The sequence below is a fragment of the Microtetraspora niveoalba genome (genome assembly GCF_001570405.1).
Classification (GTDB): domain Bacteria; phylum Actinomycetota; class Actinomycetes; order Streptosporangiales; family Streptosporangiaceae; genus Microtetraspora; species Microtetraspora niveoalba.
Genome location: NZ_BBYM01000050.1, coordinates 16,648 through 30,431 on the forward strand (window position 1 = coordinate 16,648; position 13,784 = coordinate 30,431).

Genomic DNA, 13,784 nt, shown 5'->3' on the forward strand with positions numbered 1-13,784 from the left:
CGGTCACCCGCACTCATCCACCTGCGGCATTGTGGACCGGTAGGGGATTCGCGTGCACGACCTTTTAGCGTCAGAGTGGAGGTGCGCATGGGCCGATATGCGATCCGGCGCCTGTTGCAACTCATACCCGTGCTCCTCGGCACGACATTTCTCATCAACTACATGGTCTGGCAGCTTCCCGGCGACCCCTTCGCCGCGCGCTGCGGCCAGCGTCCGTGCCCGGACGCCTACATCAACGCCATGCGCGCGGAGTTCGGCCTCGACCAGCCGATCATCGTGCAGTACTGGCACTTCCTGAAGAACCTGCTGACCGGCGACCTTGGCGTCAACTTCAACAACGTCTCCGTCGCGTCGCAGCTCGCCGACTCGTGGCCGATCACGGTCCGGCTCGGTCTGATGGCCGTCGCCATCGAGGCCGTCATCGGCATCACCGCCGGCGTGCTCTCCGGACTCAAGCGCGGCGGCTTCATCGACAACGTCATCACGATCTCGTCGCTGGTTCTTCTCTCGCTGCCGGTCTTCGTCACCGGCTTCCTCCTGCAGTGGCTGCTCGGCGTGCAGCTCGAGTGGGTGAAGCCGACCGTCTCGCCCGAGGCGCCGTTCTCCGAACTGATCATCCCGGCGTTCGTGCTCGCCAGCCTCAACCTGGCCTTCACCGCCCGGCTGACACGTACGAGCATCATCGAGAACCGCAGGTCCGACTACGTGCGGACGGCGATCGCCAAGGGCATGACGAACCGCCGGGTGGTGGGTGTGCACCTCCTGCGCAACTCGCTGATCCCCGCGCTGACCTTCATCGGCACCGAGGTCGGCTCCCTGATGTCCGGCGCGATCATCACCGAGGGCATCTTCAACATCAACGGCATCGGCGGCCTGCTGTGGCGAGCGGTCAACGACCACGACTTCACCATCGTGGTGCCGATCGCGTCACTGCTGGTGCTGGTCTATCTGCTCGCCAACCTGCTCGTCGACCTCCTCTACGGCGTGCTCGACCCGAGGATCCGTTATGAGTGAACCGACCGCCACGCAAGACCTGATCCAGGGCACGCCGGAGCCGACGGCCGCGGCGCCCGCCAAGGCGGACAAGCCGCGCGGCCTGTGGCACGACACCTGGGACATCCTGAAGCGCCGGAAGATCTTCTGGGTCTCCTTCGCACTGCTTCTCGTGTTCCTGGTCATGGCCGCCTTCCCGACGCTGTTCACGGACAAGAACCCCGAGTACGCGACCCTGGCCAGGAGCATGGAGCCGCCGAGCTCGGACGCCTGGTTCGGGTTCGACCTGCAGGGCCGCGACGTGTTCGCGCGCACCATCTACGGCGCCCGCACCTCGATCATCGTGGGCGTGCTCGCCACGGTGGGCACCGTGATCCTCGGCGGCGTGATCGGCGTGATCGCGGCGTATCGGGGACGGTGGCTCGACTCGCTGCTGTCCCGCATCGGTGAGATCTTCCTCGGCGTGCCGTACGTGCTGGGCGCGATCATCATCCTGGGCTCGGTGGCACCGGTGCAGTCCAACCCCGGCAAGACCATGATCATGACGGTCGTGATCCTCGTGCTCGCGGTGCTCGGCTGGCCCGTGCTGGCCCGCATCGCCCGGTCGGCGGTCATCCAGGCGAAGCACCAGGACTACGTGCAGGCGGCGCGTGCCCTCGGTGCCGGGCCGTTCCGGATCGTCTTCAAGCACCTGCTGCCGAACTCGCTGGCCCCGATCCTGGTGTACGCCACGATCACGATCGGCAGCTACATCGGCGCCGAGGCGACGCTGTCGCTGCTCGGCATCGGCCTGCGCACGCCCGTCATCTCGTGGGGTATCGCGATCGCGGACCACACCCGGTACATCCGGACCGGCGCGCACGCGATGCTCTTCCCGGCCGCCTTCCTGTCCCTCTGCGTGCTCACCTTCGTCATGCTGGGCGAAGCCGTGCGCGACGCACTCGACCCGAAGCTTCGCTAGGAGGCACGTACCGTGACCGAAGTGCTTCCCGAGACCAAGAGCGGCGGCACCGGCGGTGGAGCGCTCCTGGAGGTCGAGAACCTCCAGGTCGAGTTCCACACGCGGGCGGGCGTGGCCAAGGCCGTGAACGGCGTCACCTACAGCGTGAACGCGGGGGAGACGCTGGCCGTGCTGGGCGAGTCCGGCTCCGGCAAGAGCGTCACCGCCCAGACCATCATGGGCATCCTGGACATCCCGCCCGGCAAGATCGTCGGCGGCGAGATCCGCTTCCGCGGGACGGACCTGCTGAAGCTGCCGGAGGACGAGCGCAGGAAGGTCAGGGGCGAGGGCATCGCCATGATCTTCCAGGACGCGCTGTCCGCGCTCAACCCGGTTTTCCCGGTCGGCTGGCAGATCGCCGAGATGTTCCGGATGCACCGCGGCATGTCCCGGGCCGACGCCAAGAAGAAGGCCGTCGAGCTCATGGACCGGGTGCGCATCCCGGCCGCCAAGGACCGGGTGAGCGACTATCCTCACCAGTTCTCCGGCGGTATGCGCCAGCGCATCATGATCGCGATGTCGATCGCGCTTGACCCCGAGGTGCTGATCGCGGACGAGCCGACCACCGCGCTCGACGTGACGGTGCAGGCGCAGATCATGGAGCTGCTCGCCGAACTGCAGCGCGAGAGCAACATGGGCCTGATCCTGATCACCCACGACCTCGGCGTCGTCGCCGACGTCGCCGACAAGATCGCCGTCATGTACGGCGGGCGGATCGTGGAGAACGCCTCGGTCCACGATCTCTACCGCAACCCGGCGCACCCGTACACCAAGGGCCTGCTGGAGTCGATCCCCCGGGTCGACCTCAAGGGCCAGGAGCTGTACGCGATCAAGGGGATGCCGCCCAACCTGCTCGACATGCCGACGGGCTGCGCGTTCAACCCCCGCTGCCCGTACCGGCAGGAGAAGTGCGTGACCGACGTTCCCCCGCTGCACACGATCAGCGGCACGCGCGGCAGCGCCTGCCACTTCTGGAGGGAGGTCCTCGATGGCGACGCCCAGTGAGGTCGTGCTCGAAGTCCGCGACCTGGTCAAGCACTTCCCGCTGACCCAGGGCATCCTCTACCGGCGGCAGATCGGCGCGATCAAGGCGGTCGACGGCGTCTCCTTCGACCTCCACCGCGGCGAGACGCTGGGCATCGTGGGCGAGTCGGGCTGCGGCAAGTCCACCCTGGCCAAGCTCCTGATGGCGCTCGAGAAGCCCACGTCGGGCAAGGTCCTGGTGAACGGCAAGGACATCGCCGCCGCCAAGGGATCCGAGCTCAAGCACATGCGCCGCAACATCCAGATGGTGATGCAGGACCCCTACACCTCGCTGAACCCCCGGATGACGGTCGGCGACATCGTCGGCGAGCCGTTCGAGATCCACCAGGGGGTCGCGCCGAAGGGCGACCGGCGCAAGCGGGTGCAGGAGCTGCTGGAGGTCGTGGGCCTCAACCCCGACCACATCAACCGCTATCCGCACCAGTTCTCCGGCGGCCAGCGGCAGCGCATCGGCATCGCGCGGGGGCTCGCGCTCCAGCCTGAGATCATCATCTGCGACGAGCCGGTCTCCGCGCTCGACGTGTCGATCCAGGCACAGGTGATGAACCTGCTGGACAGCCTCCAGAAGGAGTTCAACCTCGCGTACATCTTCATCGCCCACGACCTGTCGGTGGTGCGCCACATCTCCGACCGGGTCGCGGTGATGTATCTCGGCAAGATGGTCGAGGTCGGCAAGGACTCCGACATCTACGACCGGCCGAGCCACCCGTACACGCAGGCCCTGCTGTCGGCCGTGCCCGTGCCCGACCCGGAGGGGCGCGAGCAGCGGGAGCGGATCATCCTCAAGGGCGACCCGCCCTCGCCGGCCAACCCGCCGTCGGGCTGCCGCTTCCGTACGCGCTGCTGGAAGGCGCAGGACATCTGCGCCGAGCAGGAGCCGCTGCTGGAGATCCGTCCGAAGAGCGGCGACCACCCGAGCGCCTGCCACTTCGCCGAGTCGGAGGACGTCGTCCACGTGAACTGACGCCGCCGCTCACGGGTCACAGACGCCCGGCCGCCTCAAGGGCGCGCCGGGCGTTCGCCGTTCCGGCGCCGTACGCGTCGGGGGAGCCGCCGGGCGGTGGCGGGGCGGCACCGAGTCGGAGCGCCCGCCGCACGTCCCGGGCCGGCAGGTCGGGGTAGCGGGAGCGGACCAGCGCGGCGACGCCGGAGACGAGGGCCGCGGCGGCGCTGGTCCCGTCCGCGGTCACGTAGGAGCCGCGACCCCGGGCGCTGACGATCTCCGTCCCGGGCGCGGCCAGGGTGAGATAGTCCTGCCGGTTGGAGAAGCCCGCGGGACGCAGCGCCCGGTCCACCGCGCCCACCGCGATCACTCCGGGGTAGGCGGCGGGGAAGTTCCTCCGGTTCGCCTCGGCGCCGTCGTTGCCGGAGGACGCGACCAGCACGACCTGGCGGGACAGCGCGTACCGGACGGCCCGCTCCTCGGCCGCCGAGCCCCGGTAGGCGCCGCTGCCCCCGCCGAGCGACATGCTGATCACCTGCGCGCCGTGGTCCACCGCGTACCGGATGCCGCGGGCGACGGCGTCGCGGCAGACCTCTCCGCCGCCGGTCCAGAGCGGGTCGTCGCCGTCCAGGGTGACCTTGACGGAGAGGATGCGCGCCTCGGGGGCGACGCCGAGGACGCCGTACGCGCGGGCCGGGCCGTGTCCGCGTCCCGCGATCAGGGCGGCCATCGCGGTGCCGTGCTTTCCCGGCGACGCGCGGGGAGTGTCGGCGGGAGCGCTCGCGGGCGACGCGGGGCCGCAGGACGGCCGGGCCCCGGACCCGGAGGTGGTCCCGGTGAGGTCGGGGCCCTGGACGACCGCTCCGGAGAGGTCGGGGTGCCGGTCGTCGACGCCGGTGTCGAGCACGGCGACCGTGATCCCGGCGCCGCGGGTGGTGCGCCACGCCTCCCTGACCTCCATCGCCTGGAGCGGCCACTGGCGGGCCCGCATCGTCGCGCCGAGGTCGTCGGAGGGGCCGGCCGTCGCGCCGGTGAGCAGGAAGGCGGCCAGCAGGAGAGGGACGACGCAGAACAGCAGCGCCGACCTCATGCCGTGACGGGCCTCCTCCCCGGGTGCGCGGGCCAGGAAGGGCCAATTCTCGCACGGGCCGGCCGGTCGGAGCCGGTGTTTCGGTGAACGGGCCGTCGCGCTCCGTTATCTCACTGCTGACTCTTCTGCGACGGCGGCGACAGCCGTACGTGCGCGCCGGGGGGCAGGCCGAGCCGTTCGGACGCGTCGCCGGAGTTGACCGCGAGCGCGATGAGCCCCGCCGAGTCGGTGAACGCGACCAGGTCCCCGGGCGGCACCGCCGCGAACGTCTCCCGGTACGGCACGGCGAGCTGGCGCCGGCCGAGCCAGACGCCGATCGTGTCGCCCGCGCGTACGCCCAGGGCGGCGAGGTCCGCCCCCGTGATGGAGAGCTGCACGTTGCCGTGGCGGTCCACCGACAGCACCTCGCCCTCGACCGCGCCGTCCCGCAGCCGCGAGGTGGGCGCGGGCAGTGAGACCAGCCCGAGGACGTCGATCCGGGGGCCCACGTCGGATGGCCGATGCCCGGCGCAGATGTGCGCGGCCACGGGCGCGAAGATGTCCCGCCCGGGGAACGTCGGCGACACCGGCTTGAGGAACAGGTCCTCGTCGGCGATCTCGTAGGCCGCCTCCGCGCCGCCCGCCGCGTGGACCGCCCAGGACAGCACGCCGTTGTCGGGGCCGAGGAACACCCGCCCGCCCGCCTCCACGGCGACCAGGCGGCGGTTGCCGCCCATCGCGGGATCGACGTCCGCGATGTGCACGCCCGGCGGCAGGTACGGCAGGGTCTGCGCCAGGATCGCCGCCCCACGCCGCACGTCGCCCTCCGGCACGAGGTGCGCGACGTCGATGATCCGGGCCTGTGGCGCTATTCCGATGATCACTCCGTGGCACGCGGCGACGAACCCGTCTTCCAGCCCGTAGTCGGTGAGGAGCGTGATAACTGAGGTCACACCAGGTGACATTACGTCCGGCTCTCCGCTCTGAACACCCCGGCGTACCGCGACTACCATGAGGGCGGGCCACAAGCCCGCTGAGGAGGAGAGCATGGATACTGCGCCGGTCGGCGGCGAAGGTCCCGCTCCCGAGAACGCCCCCCGACCTCAGGCACTCTCGGATCGCGATCGCCAGGTGCTCGCGTTCGAGCGTCAGTGGTGGCGCTACGCGGGAGCCAAGGAACAGGCCATCCGGGAGACCTTCGACATCTCCGCGACCCGTTACTACCAGATCCTGGGCGAGCTGATCGACCGGGTCGAGGCGATGGAGCACGACCCGATGCTGGTCAAGCGCCTGCGGCGGATGCGTGCCGCGCGCCGCCGTGATCGCGCCGCCCGCCGCCTGGGCCCTTGACCGTTTTGGGGGTATGTAGCCCGTCATGTCAGATGAGACGACGCCCGTCGAGGCGCTGATCAGGACCGAGACCGGGCGCGCCGGGCTGGCCGCCGTGCACGCCGACCCCTCCGGGGCGGTGATCGGCCTCGACTTCGACGGCACGTTGTCGCCCATCGTGTCCGACCCGGCGTCCGCCCGGATCCACCCCGCCGCCCCCGCCGTGCTCGTACGGCTCGGCGAGCTGGTGCGCTCGGTCGTGATCGTGACCGGCCGCCCGCCCCTCCAGGCGCTCGCCCTCGGCGAGGCGTCCGGCGGCCCGTCCCTCGCCGACGTGCCGGGGCTGGTCGTCCTCGGCCACTACGGCATGGAGCGATGGGAGCGCGGCGAGGTCACCGCGCCGCCCCCGCCGCCCGGTCTCGACCGCGTACGGGCCGAGCTGCCCGCGATCACGCGGCCCTTCGACGGCGTCCTGATCGAGGACAAGGGACGGGGGGTGGCCGTGCACACCCGTACGGCCGCCGACCCCGAGGGGGCGCTGCTGGCGCTCGCCGAGCCGGTGGCGAAGCTGGCCGCCGCGTCCGGACTGATCGTCGAGCCGGGACGGCTGGTCCTGGAGCTCCGGCCGCCCGGCATGGACAAGGGGAAGGCTCTGCGCGCGTTCCTCGCCGAGCGCGCGGCCCGGTCCGTCATGTTCTTCGGGGACGACCTGGGCGACATCGCGGCCTTCGACGCGGTGGCGGCCTCCGGCGTCCCGGGGGTGCGGGTGTGCAGCGGCTCCGCCGAGGTCACCCGGCTGGTCGAGCACGCCGACGCCGTCGTGGACGGCCCTGAGGGCGTCGTACGGTTCCTCGGCGCGCTCGCGTCCCGGATCGGCTGACGTACCGCGCGCGCACGCGCTGGACGGCCGGCGAACCGCCTTAAATCGAACTGCAAGTGCTCACACCTACGCTTTCCGGTCATGGATAAAAGAGCGATCGCGATGGTCGCGGCCGGGCTCGCCGGAGTCGCCGCACTGTCCCTCCCCTCGGCCGCGTCCGCCTCCGCGCAGGGCACAGCGCAGGGCACCAAGGAGCTGCGCCTGCGCGCGGGCCTGACGTTGCGGATCCCCACGGCCTGGAAGGTGTACAAGGTCGACAAGGACTGGACCCGGGTCGTGACCGGCGCGTGCCCGACGGCGGGCACCTCCCGGTTCGGCTTCCGCGACTCGGGATGCCGCAGCTTCTGGGTCATGGGCCCCGAGGCGATCAAGGTCGGGCACGAGCACTTCGACGCGTACACGCCGGACGAACCCTTCTATCCGGCCAGCGACGTCGGCCCCTGCCCGTACGACAAGAAGTTGTGGCTCGGCCAGATGACCCTCGCGGACAAGGGGCTGGCCCAGGTCGGCCGCGGCCACAAGGCGCACTATCGCGCCTGGTCGGCCAGGTGCGTCTCTCCCACGTCGCACAAGAACAAGGGACGACGCTTCACCCAGCGCGAGTGGTTCCTGCCCACGTCGAAGATCCTGTTCGTCGACCAGTGGAAGACCCCGGGCCTGCCGGCGATCCTCAGGAAGGCGACCTGGAGCTGAGGATCCCGCCGCAGGCCAGCAGGATCAGCGCGGGCACGAGCAGGAAGGCCGTGTGCGTGCCGAACCCGTCGCCCAGCGCTCCGAGGACGAACGGCCCGCCTCCGGAGCCGACGCTGCCCCAGATCGACGCGGCCCCGGACGCCATGTCGGGACGGCCGCCCGACGCGTCGATGACCCGGGACAGGGCCATCGGGAAGTGGACCGAGATGCCGAGGCCGCTCAGCGCCAGCCCGGCGTAGGCCGCCGGCGCCGCCGAGCTGGTCCAGAAGATCGCCCACCCGGCCAGGGTCACGGCGAGCGCGCCGAGCAGCACGGCCGACGCGGGATGGCGCAGCGCCAGCCGGGCGCCGCCGAACCGTCCGGCGGCGACCCCGGCCAGCATCGCGGTCAGCCCGGTCGCCGCCTCGGCCGCCGTCAGGCCGGTCCGCTGGGCGAGCAGCTCGGCGGCCCACAGGTTGAACGTGAACTCCAGGGCCACGCAGCACAGCAGGACCGCGCCCGCGACGTGGAACCGCCGGCCGTACGGCGCCCGCCGTGCGCCGGCGGGCGGCTCCGGCGCCTGTTCCGGGGCCGGAGGCGGGGCGGGCACCCACACCCGGCGCATGGTCAGGGCGAGGATCGCGGTCGCGACGACGGGCACGTAGAGCGCGGAGCGCCACCCGAGCGCGGACCCGGCCGCCAGGCTGAACAAGTACGAGACGGCGATGCCGGCCGTCACCCCGACGGCGTTGGCCTCGCTGATCGCGGCGGGCCCGGCGGGGCCGTGGTGGTCGCTGAGCACGGCCATCGCGGCGTAGAGGGCCACCGAGGACGCGCCGCCGGCCAGCAGATAGCCGAGCAGCGTCACGGGGAGCGCGTGGCCGAGCGCCACGGTGACCATGCCGGCGTTCATGCCCGCGAGCCCGCCCCACGTGACGGCCCGCCGCCCGAACCGCGCCGTCAGCGCGGGCAGGGACAACCCGGCGGCGATGCCGCCGACCGCTATGGCGGTGCCGTGCAGCCCTGCGGCGGCCTGGGAGAGGCCGAGCTCCGCCCTGAGCGTGGGAAGCGCGGCCGAGAGCCCGTAGAGGTACGTGGCGAAGGTGGCGAGCTGGAGGTAGATCAGCCAGGTGGGCCGGTCCCTGGAGAGCCTGGCCGCCGCGACGGTGGTCACGCGCTGATCCCCCGCTTTCATCCCGAACGCAGGCAGACCGTACCACCCGAGATCAAAGGCGGACAGTGGCCTCAGCGGTGGGCAGTCAGGACAGAGCGGCGAGCTGCTCCGCGAGCCACGATCGCGGGGGGAGCGCGGTGGCCGCGACGCGCAGCCGCGCGCACCGCTCCGCCCGCTCGTCCTCCGGCATGACCAGCGCCTCGTGCAGCGCGGCCGCCGTACCCGAGACGTCGAAGGGGTTGACCAGCAGCGAGTCGGCGCCGAGCTCGGCGGCGGCCCCCGCCTCCCGCGAGAGCACGAGCGCGCACCGGGGCGACAGGAGCGGGCCCTCCTTGGCGACCAGGTTCATGCCGTCGCGGATCGGGTTGACCAGCAGCACGTCGGCCAGCCGGTACGCCGCGAGCGAGCGGGGATAGTCGTCGTGCACGTTGAGGATGAGCGGGTCCCAGTCCTCGGTCGCGTACGCGTCCTCGATCTCCTTGGCGCAGCGCTGCACGGCGGCCGTGTACTCGCGGTACTCCGGCAGGTCGTGGCGGGACGGGTAGGCGAAGGCGAGGTGGACCACCTTGCCGTGCCACTCGGGGTGCTCGGCCAGGAACTCCCGGTAGGCCATCAGGCCGCGGACGATGTTCTTGGACAGCTCGGTGCGGTCGATGCGGACGATCAGCCGCCGGTCGCCCACCTGCTGCTTGAGCGCGGTCATGTGCGACTCGACGTCCGGCTCGGCCGCCCTGGCCCGCAGGGCCTCGCCGTCCACGCCGAGCGCGTGCACGCCGACGCGCGTCGTCCGGCCCTCGTACGTGACCGTGCGGCCGGCCCGGTCCACCCGCGCGCCCAGGATCGCGGCGCAGCAGTCCATGAACGCGTCCGCCCAGCGGGCGGTGAGGAACCCGGCGTGGTCGGCCCCCAGGATGCCGCACAGCACCTCGGCGGCGACGTCGTCGGGCAGGAGCGAGAAGTACTCGGGCGGAGCCCACGGCGTGTGCGAGAAGTGGGCGATCCGCACGTCGGGCCGTTCGACCCGCAGCATGGCCGGGGCCAGCGTGAGGTGGTAGTCCTGGATCGCCACCTTGGCGCCGTGCGCGGCCTCCTCGGCCAGCGCGAGCGCGAACGCGCCGTTGTACTCCTGGTAGGAGGCCCACTCGCGCCGGAAGCGCCGGTCGAAGTGCGGGCTGGTCGGGGTGTTGTAGAGCAGGTGGTTGACGAACCACAGGGTCGAGTTCGCGATCGCGTTGTAGGCCCGGTGGAAGGTCGTCGGGGGGATGTCCAGCATCCGCAGCCGTCCGGTGTCGTACCCCGCCTGGTCGAGCCGCCCGCCGGGCGCGAGCCGCACCGCGCCGCGGTCGCCGTCGGAGAGCGCCGCGCAGACCCAGAGCATGTCCGAGCCCTTGAACGCCTCGGACAGGCCGGAGACGAGTCCGCCGCCGCCGCGGCGCATGGTGAGCGCGCCGTCGTCCGACAGGGTGAACGAGACCGGCCCCCGGTTGGAGGCGATCAGCACGTTGCTGCTCATCACAGCCGACCCTACCGGGCCGGACCGGCGAAAATCGCGATCGTCGCCAATAGGATGTCAGGGAACCGCGTGCGCCCCCACGAGGCGGGATGAGAACAGAGATGGCACTGGACGAGACGACCGAGGAACTGGCCCGATCGGCCGCCCAGGGCGATCACCGATCCCTCGGTGAGCTGCTGCGCAGGATCGAGCCGGACGTGCTGCGGCACTGCGAGCGGCTGCTGCCGTACCGGCAGGACGCGGAGGAGGCCGCGCAGGACACCCTGCTCGCGGTGGCCCGCAACATCGGCAGGTTCGAGGGCCGGGCCAAGTTCAGCACCTGGCTGCACATCGTGACCGCGAACTGCGCCCGCACCACGTACCGCTCGCTGAAGCGGCGGTCGTCCGAGCAGGCGGAGGAGCTGCCGGAGCAGCGTCCCGACCCGCGCCGGGTCAGCGTGATCGCCGGGTCGCGGCTCGACCTGCTGGACGCGATGGAGGCGCTGGAGGCGGAGAAGCCGGACCTCGCGCAGGCGCTGGTGCTGCGCGACATCTGCCAGCTCGACTACGCGGAGGTGGCCGAGCAGCTGCGCATCCCGCTTGGCACCGCCAAGTCCCGCATCCATCAGGCGCGCAAGTACGTGCAGACGGCCCTGGGCGAGGCGTACGGCTGATCGTCTTACCTGGCAACGCTTCTGGTCTCAGATAGTGAGACGTCGGATCGGACACCGGGGACGACAAGGTACAGTGCTAGGGAACGTCCCGCCGATGATCAAGCGGGGCGTGACCCGCGGCATGCCCGCGGGAGACACAACTGAACATTGCTCATCCAGAGGGGTGGAGGGACCGGCCCTGCGAAGCCCCGGCAACCCTCCCGGTGTCCGTGCTCGTGACCACGAGGCCGGCCGGGACAGGTGCCAATTCCGGCTCGTGACCAGGGTGGCCACGAGCGAAGATGAGGGAAAGGCCTCGCTTCATGGCGCTCGCAAGCACTGCAGACACCGCTCTCGACTTCGGTCCCGCCTCCGCCCTTTCCTGCCGCGAGTGCGGCGCACGTTACGACCTCGGCCCGATCTTCGCCTGTGTCGAGTGTTTCGGGCCACTTGAGGTGGCGTACGACTTCGGCCCGGTGACCCGCGAGGAGATCGCGGCCGGTCCGAGCAACATCTGGCGATACCGCAAGCTCCTCCCCGTCCCCGTCAACGTCGAGAGCCGGCCCAACCTCCAGCCGGGCTGGACCAAGCTGGTCAAGGCCGACACCCTCGCCGCCGAGCTGGGCCTCCGCTCGCTGTACGTCAAGGACGACTCGGGCAACCCCACCCACTCCTTCAAGGACCGCGTGGTGGCGATCGCCCTGGAGGCGGCGCGCACCTTCGGCTTCCACACCCTCTCCTGCTCCTCCACGGGCAACCTCGCCGGCGCCGTCGGCGCGGCGGCGGCCCGCGCCGGGCTCGACTCGTGCGTGTTCATCCCCTCCGACCTCGAAGCGGCCAAGATCACCATGGCCTCCGTCTACGGCGGCCGCCTGGTCGCCATCGACGGCACGTACGACGAGGTCAACCGGTTCTGCTCCGAGCTGATCGGCGACGAGCTGGGCGAGAAGTGGGGCTTCGTCAACGTCAACCTCCGGCCCTACTACGCCGAGGGGTCCAAGACCCTGGCGTACGAGATCGCCGAGCAGCTCGGCTGGCGCATTCCCGACCAGATCGTGATCCCGGTGGCCTCCGGGTCCCAGCTCACCAAGATCGACAAGGGCTTCCGCGAGCTCATCAAGCTGGGCCTGGTCGAGGACAAGCCCTATCGCGTCTTCGGCGCCCAGGCCCAGGGCTGCTCGCCGGTCTCCGGCGCGTACAAGGCCGGGCACGACGTGGTCCAGCCGGTGAAGCCGGACACGATCGCCAAGTCGCTGGCGATCGGCAACCCGGCCGACGGGCCGTACGTGCTGGACATCGCGCGCCGCACCGGCGGCGCGGTCGAGGACGTGACCGACGGCGAGGTGGTCGAGGCCATCCGCCTGCTGGCCCGCACCGAGGGCATCTTCGCCGAGACGGCGGGCGGGGTGACCGTCGGCGTGTTGCGCAAGCTCACCGAGAACGGCCTGCTCGACCCCGAGGCCGAGACCGTCGTGCTCAACACCGGCGACGGGCTGAAGACGCTGGACGCCGTCGCGGCCGAGGCCCGGCCGGCCGCGGTCATCCGTCCCTCTCTCGCGGCATTCCGTACGGCTTTCGCCAACTGACCGCGTTTTACCCACAAGCAACGAAAGCGAGCGAAAAATGAGTGTATCTGTGCGGATTCCGACGATTCTTCGCACGTACACGGGCGGAGTCGCGGAGGTGACCGGTGAAGGCGGAACGCTTCGCGAGGTCCTGCAGAAGCTCGACGCGGACTATCCCGGTATCGGCGCCCGCATCCTCGACGAGACGGGCAAGATCCGGCGTTTTGTCAACGTCTATGTCGGAGAAGAGGACGTCCGTTTCGTCGAGGGTCTGGACACGGCGACCCCCGACGGCGTTCAGATCTCGGTGATCCCCGCGGTCGCCGGCGGCTGACCCCGCACACCCTCACGACACCCACGTGCCATGCCCGGTACGTGGGTGTTCGCATGTTTGACGTGCGGTTATGGCTAATGGTGCATTATGTGGACCACATGGCGTTTAGTGCAATTCTCAACTAACCAATGGTTAACCGAATATTGTCCTGATCCCGCTTTGAGCGAACGCCAAGAAGTAGTTTGGGGATTGACTCTGTTGCCCTACGGCTTGACACGGGTATGGTCGAGGACGATCGACGTAACCGGGGGCCTCTTCGGTGTCGGCGGTCAGCACTGGTCTCGGCGTAAGCATTGAGATCGGCGTTACGGATCGCGCGGGAATGGGCGTGATCTCCAGCCCAGCAAGAGGAGTCGGAAAGTGGCGCAGGGCACCGTCAAGTGGTTCAACGCGGACAAGGGCTACGGCTTCATCGCGGTAGACGGTGGTAAGGACGTGTTCGTCCATTACTCGGCAATCATGATGGACGGTTACAAGGCCCTGGAGCAGGGGCAACGGGTGGAGTTCGACATCACGCAGGGGCAGAAGGGGCCGCAGGCGGAAGGCGTGCGGACCGTCGTCTGATCCCGAGGCGGCGTATGGCCGGTGCTTCGGCGGAGCACCGGCGCGCGGGGCCCGGTTCGTGTGGGGCGAGCC

At 70.6% G+C, this 13,784-nt stretch carries 15 protein-coding genes and 1 riboswitch; of the genes, 11 read left to right on the forward strand and 4 right to left on the reverse strand.

Going from position 1 to position 13,784, the window contains the following annotated elements; genetic code table 11:
* Positions 1-87: 87 nt before the first annotated feature.
* From AWQ70_RS34425 to AWQ70_RS34440, 4 genes are read left to right on the forward strand one after another with little or no spacing between them, the layout of a single operon-like run.
* Entirely contained in the window at positions 88-1,014 is a 927-nt protein-coding gene (locus AWQ70_RS34425) for an ABC transporter permease (protein WP_067185908.1), read from the forward strand.
* On the forward strand, positions 1,007-1,954 hold the full coding sequence (locus AWQ70_RS34430; protein WP_067185910.1) for an ABC transporter permease: 948 nt from the start codon (positions 1,007-1,009) through the stop codon (positions 1,952-1,954). Before AWQ70_RS34425 ends, AWQ70_RS34430 begins: the two co-directional genes overlap by 8 nt.
* Positions 1,955-1,966: 12 nt before the next feature.
* Positions 1,967-2,998 (forward strand): ABC transporter ATP-binding protein, encoded by a 1,032-nt coding sequence (locus tag AWQ70_RS34435; protein WP_084518127.1) that lies wholly within the window; start codon positions 1,967-1,969, stop codon positions 2,996-2,998.
* Entirely contained in the window at positions 2,982-4,001 is a 1,020-nt protein-coding gene (locus AWQ70_RS34440; protein WP_067185913.1) for an ABC transporter ATP-binding protein, read from the forward strand. The genes AWQ70_RS34435 and AWQ70_RS34440 overlap by 17 nt, the downstream gene beginning before the upstream one ends.
* Positions 4,002-4,017: 16 nt before the next feature.
* Here AWQ70_RS34440 and AWQ70_RS34445 read toward each other — a convergent pair whose 3' ends face one another.
* Together AWQ70_RS34445 and AWQ70_RS34450 are read right to left on the reverse strand one after the other, a co-directional pair.
* Positions 4,018-5,070 carry a S8 family serine peptidase gene (locus AWQ70_RS34445; RefSeq protein ID WP_067185916.1) on the reverse strand — a complete coding sequence of 351 codons (1,053 nt, stop codon included), beginning with the start codon at positions 5,068-5,070 and terminating at the stop codon, positions 4,018-4,020.
* A gap of 110 nt (positions 5,071-5,180) precedes the next feature.
* Positions 5,181-6,002 (reverse strand): SAM hydrolase/SAM-dependent halogenase family protein, encoded by an 822-nt coding sequence (locus AWQ70_RS34450; RefSeq protein WP_245647290.1) that lies wholly within the window; start codon positions 6,000-6,002, stop codon positions 5,181-5,183.
* Positions 6,003-6,096: 94 nt separating this feature from the next.
* On the opposite strand from AWQ70_RS34450, the gene AWQ70_RS34455 reads away from it, so the two are divergent.
* The 3 genes from AWQ70_RS34455 to AWQ70_RS34465 all read left to right on the forward strand — a co-directional run bounded on the left by AWQ70_RS34455 (position 6,097) and on the right by AWQ70_RS34465 (position 7,951).
* Positions 6,097-6,399 carry a DUF3263 domain-containing protein gene (locus tag AWQ70_RS34455; protein WP_066951230.1) on the forward strand — a complete coding sequence of 101 codons (303 nt, stop codon included), beginning with the start codon at positions 6,097-6,099 and terminating at the stop codon, positions 6,397-6,399.
* A gap of 25 nt (positions 6,400-6,424) precedes the next feature.
* Positions 6,425-7,258, forward strand: coding sequence for a trehalose-phosphatase (gene otsB, locus AWQ70_RS34460; RefSeq protein ID WP_067185920.1), 834 nt, complete (start codon positions 6,425-6,427; stop codon positions 7,256-7,258).
* Between the two features lie 81 nt (positions 7,259-7,339).
* On the forward strand, positions 7,340-7,951 hold the full coding sequence (locus AWQ70_RS34465) for a hypothetical protein (RefSeq protein WP_157530805.1): 612 nt from the start codon (positions 7,340-7,342) through the stop codon (positions 7,949-7,951).
* Here the strand turns inward: AWQ70_RS34465 and AWQ70_RS34470 are convergent.
* The gene (locus AWQ70_RS34470; protein WP_067185924.1) at positions 7,929-9,104 is read right to left on the reverse strand and encodes an MFS transporter; all 1,176 of its coding nucleotides are present in this window, start codon (positions 9,102-9,104) and stop codon (positions 7,929-7,931) included. The genes AWQ70_RS34465 and AWQ70_RS34470 overlap by 23 nt on opposite strands.
* Before the next feature lie 85 nt (positions 9,105-9,189).
* On the reverse strand, positions 9,190-10,617 hold the full coding sequence (locus AWQ70_RS34475) for an alpha,alpha-trehalose-phosphate synthase (UDP-forming) (RefSeq protein WP_067185925.1): 1,428 nt from the start codon (positions 10,615-10,617) through the stop codon (positions 9,190-9,192).
* A gap of 101 nt (positions 10,618-10,718) precedes the next feature.
* Here AWQ70_RS34475 and AWQ70_RS34480 point away from each other — a divergent pair, with 101 nt between their 5' ends.
* From AWQ70_RS34480 to AWQ70_RS34495, 4 genes are all read left to right on the forward strand, one after another.
* Positions 10,719-11,270, forward strand: coding sequence for an RNA polymerase sigma factor (locus AWQ70_RS34480; RefSeq protein WP_067185926.1), 552 nt, complete (start codon positions 10,719-10,721; stop codon positions 11,268-11,270).
* Positions 11,271-11,418: 148 nt separating this feature from the next.
* Positions 11,419-11,558: riboswitch (SAM riboswitch) on the forward strand.
* Between the two features lie 14 nt (positions 11,559-11,572).
* Complete coding sequence (thrC, locus tag AWQ70_RS34485) at positions 11,573-12,835, forward strand: threonine synthase (RefSeq protein WP_067185927.1); 1,263 nt, start codon at positions 11,573-11,575, stop codon at positions 12,833-12,835.
* Positions 12,836-12,872: 37 nt separating this feature from the next.
* On the forward strand, positions 12,873-13,148 hold the full coding sequence (locus AWQ70_RS34490) for a MoaD/ThiS family protein (protein WP_067185929.1): 276 nt from the start codon (positions 12,873-12,875) through the stop codon (positions 13,146-13,148).
* A 360-nt stretch (positions 13,149-13,508) separates the two neighbouring features.
* The gene (locus AWQ70_RS34495) at positions 13,509-13,712 is read left to right on the forward strand and encodes a cold-shock protein (protein WP_061260793.1); all 204 of its coding nucleotides are present in this window, start codon (positions 13,509-13,511) and stop codon (positions 13,710-13,712) included.
* Positions 13,713-13,784 lie beyond the last annotated feature (72 nt).

Bases quoted from the DNA above. Each gene is read 5' to 3' on its own strand.
- AWQ70_RS34425 (WP_067185908.1), top strand. From the start codon at position 88: ATGGGCCGATATGCGATCCGGCGCCTGTTGCAACTCATACCCGTGCTC.
- AWQ70_RS34430 (WP_067185910.1), top strand. From the start codon at position 1,007: ATGAGTGAACCGACCGCCACGCAAGACCTGATCCAGGGCACGCCGGAG.
- AWQ70_RS34440 (WP_067185913.1), top strand. From the start codon at position 2,982: ATGGCGACGCCCAGTGAGGTCGTGCTCGAAGTCCGCGACCTGGTCAAG.
- AWQ70_RS34445 (WP_067185916.1), bottom strand. From the start codon at position 5,070: ATGAGGTCGGCGCTGCTGTTCTGCGTCGTCCCTCTCCTGCTGGCCGCC.
- AWQ70_RS34455 (WP_066951230.1), top strand. From the start codon at position 6,097: ATGGATACTGCGCCGGTCGGCGGCGAAGGTCCCGCTCCCGAGAACGCC.
- otsB (WP_067185920.1), top strand. From the start codon at position 6,425: ATGTCAGATGAGACGACGCCCGTCGAGGCGCTGATCAGGACCGAGACC.
- AWQ70_RS34465 (WP_157530805.1), top strand. From the start codon at position 7,340: ATGGATAAAAGAGCGATCGCGATGGTCGCGGCCGGGCTCGCCGGAGTC.
- AWQ70_RS34475 (WP_067185925.1), bottom strand. From the start codon at position 10,617: ATGAGCAGCAACGTGCTGATCGCCTCCAACCGGGGGCCGGTCTCGTTC.
- AWQ70_RS34480 (WP_067185926.1), top strand. From the start codon at position 10,719: ATGGCACTGGACGAGACGACCGAGGAACTGGCCCGATCGGCCGCCCAG.
- thrC (WP_067185927.1), top strand. From the start codon at position 11,573: ATGGCGCTCGCAAGCACTGCAGACACCGCTCTCGACTTCGGTCCCGCC.
- AWQ70_RS34490 (WP_067185929.1), top strand. From the start codon at position 12,873: ATGAGTGTATCTGTGCGGATTCCGACGATTCTTCGCACGTACACGGGC.